This is a genomic window from Dietzia sp. DQ12-76, assembly GCF_014145045.1.
GTDB lineage: Bacteria > Actinomycetota > Actinomycetes > Mycobacteriales > Mycobacteriaceae > Dietzia.
Window position 1 is genome coordinate 1 of the sequence record NZ_JAALDV010000004.1, and the last position, 6,508, is coordinate 6,508.

7 protein-coding genes are annotated in these 6,508 nt (G+C 70.2%); 3 read left to right on the forward strand and 4 right to left on the reverse strand.

Features of this window, described 5'->3' with window-relative positions; genetic code table 11:
- Positions 1–1,058, forward strand: a 1,058-nt coding sequence (locus G6019_RS00115; protein WP_182626868.1) for a serine hydrolase domain-containing protein, incomplete at its 5' end; no start/stop codon positions are given.
- Between the two features lie 67 nt (positions 1,059–1,125).
- On the opposite strand, the gene G6019_RS00120 is transcribed toward G6019_RS00115, so the two are convergent.
- The 3 genes from G6019_RS00120 to G6019_RS00130 are packed head-to-tail and all read right to left on the reverse strand — an operon-like array spanning position 1,126 to position 4,475.
- Positions 1,126–2,388, reverse strand: a complete 1,263-nt coding sequence (locus tag G6019_RS00120; protein ID WP_182613094.1) for a deoxyguanosinetriphosphate triphosphohydrolase — start codon at positions 2,386–2,388, stop codon at positions 1,126–1,128.
- 26 nt (positions 2,389–2,414) lie between these two features.
- The gene (locus tag G6019_RS00125; protein ID WP_194305295.1) at positions 2,415–3,041 is read right to left on the reverse strand and encodes a YdcF family protein; all 627 of its coding nucleotides are present in this window, start codon (positions 3,039–3,041) and stop codon (positions 2,415–2,417) included.
- Positions 3,042–3,086: 45 nt separating this feature from the next.
- The gene (locus tag G6019_RS00130; RefSeq protein ID WP_107756123.1) at positions 3,087–4,475 is read right to left on the reverse strand and encodes a glycine--tRNA ligase; all 1,389 of its coding nucleotides are present in this window, start codon (positions 4,473–4,475) and stop codon (positions 3,087–3,089) included.
- 179 nt (positions 4,476–4,654) lie between these two features.
- Here G6019_RS00130 and G6019_RS00135 point away from each other — a divergent pair, with 179 nt between their 5' ends.
- Together G6019_RS00135 and G6019_RS00140 are read left to right on the forward strand one after the other, a co-directional pair.
- A complete protein-coding gene (locus G6019_RS00135) occupies positions 4,655–5,026 on the forward strand; it encodes an ArsR/SmtB family transcription factor (RefSeq protein ID WP_176475081.1) in 372 nt (123 codons plus the stop codon).
- Positions 5,027–5,030: 4 nt separating this feature from the next.
- Positions 5,031–5,468: a Fur family transcriptional regulator gene (locus tag G6019_RS00140; RefSeq protein WP_107756122.1), complete on the forward strand. Its 438-nt coding sequence runs from the start codon at positions 5,031–5,033 to the stop codon at positions 5,466–5,468.
- 65 nt (positions 5,469–5,533) lie between these two features.
- On the opposite strand, the gene G6019_RS00145 is transcribed toward G6019_RS00140, so the two are convergent.
- Positions 5,534–6,301 carry an isoprenyl transferase gene (locus tag G6019_RS00145; protein WP_107756121.1) on the reverse strand — a complete coding sequence of 256 codons (768 nt, stop codon included), beginning with the start codon at positions 6,299–6,301 and terminating at the stop codon, positions 5,534–5,536.
- Positions 6,302–6,508 lie beyond the last annotated feature (207 nt).

Genomic DNA, 6,508 nt, shown 5'->3' on the forward strand with positions numbered 1-6,508 from the left:
CCTCCGAGTACGGCTGCGCGGTGGGCGATGGCCGCGCCGAGGGTTCCGCGTACAGCTCTCTCGTCCGACCGGCGGAGGACCGCCCGGAGGGCATCGACCTACCGCAGGCCACCGAGGTCCCGGCCGCGGTCGGTGCCGCGCTCGACCGGGCCGCCGACGTCGAGGGCACGCGCGCACTCGTGGCGCTCCACCGCGGCGAGATCCTGGACGAGTGGTACGCGGACGGCTTCGGACCGGACACCCGGCAGCTCGGGTGGTCCATGGCCAAGAGCGTGGCCGCCACCCTGGTCGGGCGGGCGCAGCAGGAGTTCCCCGACGCCGACCTCGACCCGGCGGGCACCGGCCTGCGCTCCGAGTGGACCGACGGGAGGGCGCAGATCTCGCTCGACGACCTGCTGCGCATGACCTCCGGGCTGGAGTGGGACGAGGACTACGACCTCGGCACCCCCATCACCGAGATGCTTTTCGCGGAGCCCGACATGGCGTCCTTCGCCGCCGCCCAGCCGCTCGCCCACGACCCCGGGACGTTCCGCCAGTACTCCTCGGGCACCACCAACATCGTGTGCGACCTGCTCCACGAGCGCACCGGCCTCGGGCCCGAGATGGCCGACGAGTTGCTGTTCGGGCCACTCGGGATGACCAGTGCCGTGCTCGAGGCGGACGCCTCCGGCCGGTCGGTGTGCAGTTCGTATCTGTGGGCCACGCCGCGGGACTGGGCGCGCTTCGGCCAGTTCGCGCTGGATGACGGCGTGGTCGACGGTCGCCGCCTGCTCCCCGCGGGATGGATGGACTACGCGACGACCGTCGTCCCGGCCGGCGGGGAGCCCGAACCCTACGGCGCGCAGTGGTGGGTCAACGACGCCGGTGACGGCTCCCCGCTCCGCCTGCCCGGGATTCCCGCCGACGCCTATTGGGCCGCGGGCCACGACGGTCAGTACACCGTGGTGGTCCCCTCCGCCGACCTGGTGGTGGTGCGGACCGGCTTCACCCCCGGAGGGACGATCTACGGGCTCGGCATCGAGGAGCTGGTCGGCGACCTCACCAGGGCTGTGGGCTGACGCGCACGTCCGAGATGAGGCTTCGACGTGGGCCGGCCGTTCGGGCCATGCGAGCCGGGCGGGTTGCTCAGCCCCAGGCCGCCTGGATCCCCGCGCTCGCCCGGTCGATCCGCTCGAGCCGGCTCTCTGTGTAGAGGGCCACCTGGTCCACGATCACGCGCATCCGCGCCGCATCATCCGGAGCCTGGTCCCACAACGGACGCAGGACCGCGTCGAGACCGGCGGGAGCCGAGTGGGCCAGGAACTCGGCCACCCGGTGGATCCTGTCCCGTTGACGGTCCTGACGGGCCCGGTGCCCCGGGTCACTTATCACGTATCGCACGGCCATGGTCTTGAGCATCACCACCTCGGCCTCCACATGCAGGGGCACCTCGAGGTCGGCGCTGTACCGTCCGTGCGGCACCTCGCCGTGTACCTGACGAGTGGTGTGGATGGCGGGCATGACGAACCGCCCGACCAGTTCGCTGGTCAACGCCTTGAGGGCGACGGCACCGGCGAACGTCTCCTCGAACGGCTGGACGGCGCGGACCGCCTCGAGCGCACCGAGACGCGTGGCCGCCTCGCGGAGCTGGTCGGCGTCGGGCCCCCGGAACTCGCGCGCGCCCAGCTCGGCCAACGCCGAGACCTCCGACGGATCGGTCAGCGACCTCAGGTCCAGCCTGCCGGCCACGATCGCATCCTCCACGTCGTGGACCGAGTAGGCCACGTCGTCGGAGAAGTCCATGATCTGCGCTTCGAGACACCGGGTGTCCCCGGGTGCGCCGCGGCGGATCCAGGCGAGAGTCTCCGCGTCGTCGGGATAGGCACCGAACTTCCTCGTGCCCTCTCGCGGCAGCCACGGGTACTTGGTGGCCGCGTCCAGCGCGGCGCGGGTGAGGTCCAGGCCGACGCCCCGCCCGTCGGCGTCGACCACCTTGGGCTCCAACCGCGTGAGGATCCGCACCGTCTGGGCGTTGCCCTCGTATCCCCCGAACCCTTTCGCGACCTCGTCGAGAGCGCGCTCGCCGTTGTGGCCGTAGGGCGGGTGCCCGATGTCGTGACTCAACCCCGCCAGATCGGCGAGATCGGGGTCGCAGCCGAGGCCGGCGGCGATACTGCGGGCGATCTGCGCGACCTCGAGCGAGTGGGTGAGTCGGGTCCGTGGTGTGTCCCCGTCCCCGGGCCCGACCACCTGCGTCTTGTCTGCGAGCCGCCGGAGAGCCGCGGAGTGCAGGACCCGTGCGCGATCCCTCTCGAACGGGCTGCGCTCGCTCGCCGTCTCCTGGGGCCGGGTGGGCCCCCCGCCCACCCGGCGCTCGGCGTCTGCGGCCGTGTACGCGTACCGCGTCATGCGCGTCCCCTCCTTGTGTCCACCACTCAGCCGGGGAAATCCACGTCGGTGCCGACGATCCGGTGGTACTGGTACCAGAGCACCGCGCCGGTCTCGCGGATGATGCTCAGGATCTGGTTCTCCCGGGTCCAGACCGCGGGACCCTGTCGGGTCGGCGAGGTCCACGCGTCCAGGCCCGCGTCCCTGGCCATCATCCGCGCCCGGTACGAATGCGTGGGATCGCTCACCAACACCACGGAACCACCGCCCTGGTCACGCACGGTCAACGCGACGGCGTCCAGGCTGCCGACCGTGTTGGAGCCCGTCTCGACCGCCAGGATCGCCGTGGGCGGCACGCCCAGGGTGGCCAGGTAGGAGCGGCCCGCACCGGCCTCGGTGAACCGGTCCCCCGGCTGATTCCCGCCGACGGTGATGATCTGCGGGGCGACGCCCTGCTCGTACAGGCTGGCGGCGTGATCGAGCCGGGACTGGAACACCGGGGTGGGCACGCCGTCGTACTGGGCCGCGCCCAGGACGACGATCGCGTCGGCCGTCGTGCGGTCGTCCTCGCGCGCGACCTGCCACACCCGGAACGCGATGAATCCGGGCACGGCGAGACACAACAACAACGCGAGGACCACGAGCCACCCGATGGCCCTGGACACCGCTCTCATCGGGGACCGGGATCTGTTCACCCGACCAGTGTGCCAGCGCCGGTGTCAGCAGCCGATGAGCCGCTGCGCGAGGAACCCCTCGACCTGGTCGATCGCCACGCGCTCCTGCTCCATGGTGTCCCGCTCACGGATGGTCACGGCCTGGTCTTCGAGGGTGTCGAAGTCCACGGTGATGCAGAACGGGGTGCCGATCTCGTCGTGGCGGCGGTAGCGTCGGCCGATCGCCTGCGCGTCGTCGAAGTCCACGTTCCAGCTCTTGCGCAGCTGTGCGGCCAGATCCCGGGCCTTCGGCGACAGGTCCGCGTTACGGGACAGTGGCAGGACAGCCGCCTTGAACGGTGACAGGCGACGATCCAGCTTCAGGACCGTGCGCGTGTCGACACCGCCCTTGGAGTTGGGCGCCTCGTCCTCGGTGTAGGCGTCGATGAGGAACGCCATGAGTGACCGGGTCAGGCCGAAGCTCGGTTCGATGACGTACGGCACGTACTTCTCACCGGAGGCCTGGTCGCGGTACTGCAGGTCCTCACCCGAGTGGGTCTGGTGCTGGGTGAGGTCGTAGTCCGTGCGGTTCGCCACACCCATCAGCTCGCCCCACGGGTTACCGGAGAATCCGAACTTGTACTCGAAGTCGATGGTGCCCGCCGAGTAGTGGGCGCGCTCGTCGTCCGGGACGTCGAAACGCCGCATGTTCTCCGGGTCGATCCCCAGGTCGACGAACCAGTCCCAGCAGTCCTCGACCCACCGCTTGAACCACTCGTCGGCCTCCTCGGGCTTGGTGAAGAACTCGATCTCCATCTGCTCGAACTCGCGGGTCCGGAAGATGAAGTTGCCCGGGGTGATCTCGTTGCGGAACGCCTTGCCGATCTGTCCGATACCGAACGGCGGCTTACGCCGTGCGGTGGTCATGACGTTCTTGTAGTTGATGAAGATGCCCTGGGCGGTCTCGGGCCGCAGATAGTGCAGGCCCTCCTTGTCGTCGACCGGACCGAGGTAGGTCTTCATCAACCCGGAGAACAGCTGCGGCTCGGTCCAGGCCCCGGGCTGGCCCGTGACCGGATCGTTGATGTCGGCCAGCCCGTTGGCCGGCTCGCGCCCGTGCTTGGCGACATAGGCCTCGATGAGGTGGTCGGCGCGATAGCGCTTGTGGGTGTGCAGAGACTCCACCAGCGGGTCGGTGAAGGTCTCGACGTGACCGGAGGCCTCCCACACCGCGCGGGGAAGGATGATCGACGAATCCAGACCCACCACATCCTCGCGGCCGGTGACGAAGGTCCGCCACCACTGCTTCTTGATGTTGTCCTTGAGCTCCACGCCCAACGGACCGTAATCCCATGCCGAACGGGTCCCGCCGTAGATCTCACCACACTGGTACACCAGTCCCCGGCGCTTGCAGAGGTTGACGACTGAGTCGATGACGGACGCTGAGGATGCCACGTCGGGGGTTCTCCCTTTGGTGAGTCGGTGGACGGAGGCGTCGGGTGGACGACCTCGGCGCGGGCCGGCGCCCGCGGCACTTCTCACCAGGGTATCCGGTCCACCCCGGCGGTCTGGGATACTGGGGTCCCCCCACCCGACACGGCGCCGGTCCCCACCGCGCCCGGAAGGTTGCGCCAATGGCATCCGGACCCGAGTCCCCGGCAGACGCCGGGCCTGCCGCGGAGATCCACGACCCCGGCTCCCGCGCGGCCCCCGTTCCGCTCCCGCCTCAGCACGTGGTCTCCGCCGCGGGCGATCTGCTCCGTGCGCTGTCGGCTCCGCTGCGTATCGCGATCGTGCTGCAGCTCCGCGAGGGGCCGAGGTGTGTCCACGAGTTGGTGGACGCCCTCGACGTCGCGCAGCCGCTGGTGAGCCAGCACCTGCGGGTGCTCAAGTCGTCCCACGTCGTCTCCGCGCACCGCCGGGGGCGGGAGATCCGCTACGAGTTGCTCGACGACCACCTGCTGCACATCGTCGAGGCGGCCGTCGGGCACGCCGGGGAGGAGTAGAGCAGTGGACGGGGCCCAGAAGCCGATCGGCGTCCGCTCGACCCGCCAACGCAGTGCCATCTCCGCGCTGCTCGACGAGTCCAAGGGGTTCCGGTCCGCGCAGGACCTTCACTCGGAGCTCCGCGAACGCGGTGACGCGATCGGTCTGACCACCGTCTACCGGACGCTGCAGTCGATGTCCGACGCCGGCGCGGTGGACGTGCTGCGCACCGATTCCGGGGAGCTGATCTTCCGCAAGTGCTCCGATTCCCACCATCACCACCTGGTGTGTCGGGAATGCGGCTTCACGGTGGAGGTCGAGGAACCCGGGGTCGAGACGTGGGCGCACCGTGCCGGTGGCGCTCACGGATTCACCGAGGTGACCCACACCGTCGAGCTGTTCGGCCTCTGCGCGGCCTGCGCCGGCTCCAGGCGGGACGAGCCGCCGGGTCCGGTGGACTGACCCGGGGCCGCCCCGGTGGATCGGCCTCGCGGCCCCCTGGCGACCCGCGCCTCCCGGAATCGGGGTCAGGCTCCGGGCACCCCGCCGAACCGCCGGTCCCGCTCGGCGTACTCCAGGCACGCCGCCCACAGATCGCGTCGGTCGAAGTCGGGGAACAGCGTGTGTTGAAAGACGAACTCGGCGTAGGCGCTCTGCCACAGCAGGAAGTTGGACGTCCGCAGTTCACCGGACGGACGCAGGAAGAGGTCCACGTCCGGCATGTCCGGCTCGTCGAGGAAACGGGCGAAGTTCTCCTCCGTCAGGTCGTCGGCCGCCAACTCCCCGGCGGCGACCCGACGCGCGAAATCCCTTGCGGCGTCCACGATCTCCGCTCGCCCGCCGTAGTTGACGCACATCGCCAAGGTCATCACCGTGTTGTCCCGCGTGAGTTCCTCGGCCTCCTCGAGCTCGGAGATGACCGACTTCCACAGCTTGGGGCGGCGGCCGGCCCAGCGCACCCGCACTCCCAGCTCGTGCATCTCGTCCCGGCGGCGACGCAGCACGTCCCTGTTGAATCCCATGAGAAAGCGCACCTCCTCCGGACTGCGCTTCCAGTTCTCCGTGGAGAACGCGTACGCGGACAGGTACGGGACGCCGATCTCGATGCACCCCTGGACCACGTCCATGAGTACCGCCTCTCCCTGCTTGTGCCCCTCGGTGCGGGGCAGGCCCCGCTCCTGGGCCCAGCGTCCGTTGCCATCCATCACCAGCGCGACGTGGCGCGGCACGAACTCCGCCGGGATCGCGGGCGGTCGCTCGCCCGACGGGTGCGGGGTGGGCGGCCGGACGGTCACCGGCGCGGCGCCGTCCCTCGACGCGGTGCGTTTACGGAATCTGGGTAGTCCGGGCACGAGGCTCCTCAACAGGTTCTGGGGACAGGGGTCCGGCAGGCGGGGGTTCGGCGGTCAGGGGCACGGCAGCGCCCGGGCCGGGGACAGAGCGGTCCGTTCCACCACGATCGATCCCGTCGCGGTCGACCAGCGGCAGACTGCGCAGGTCCA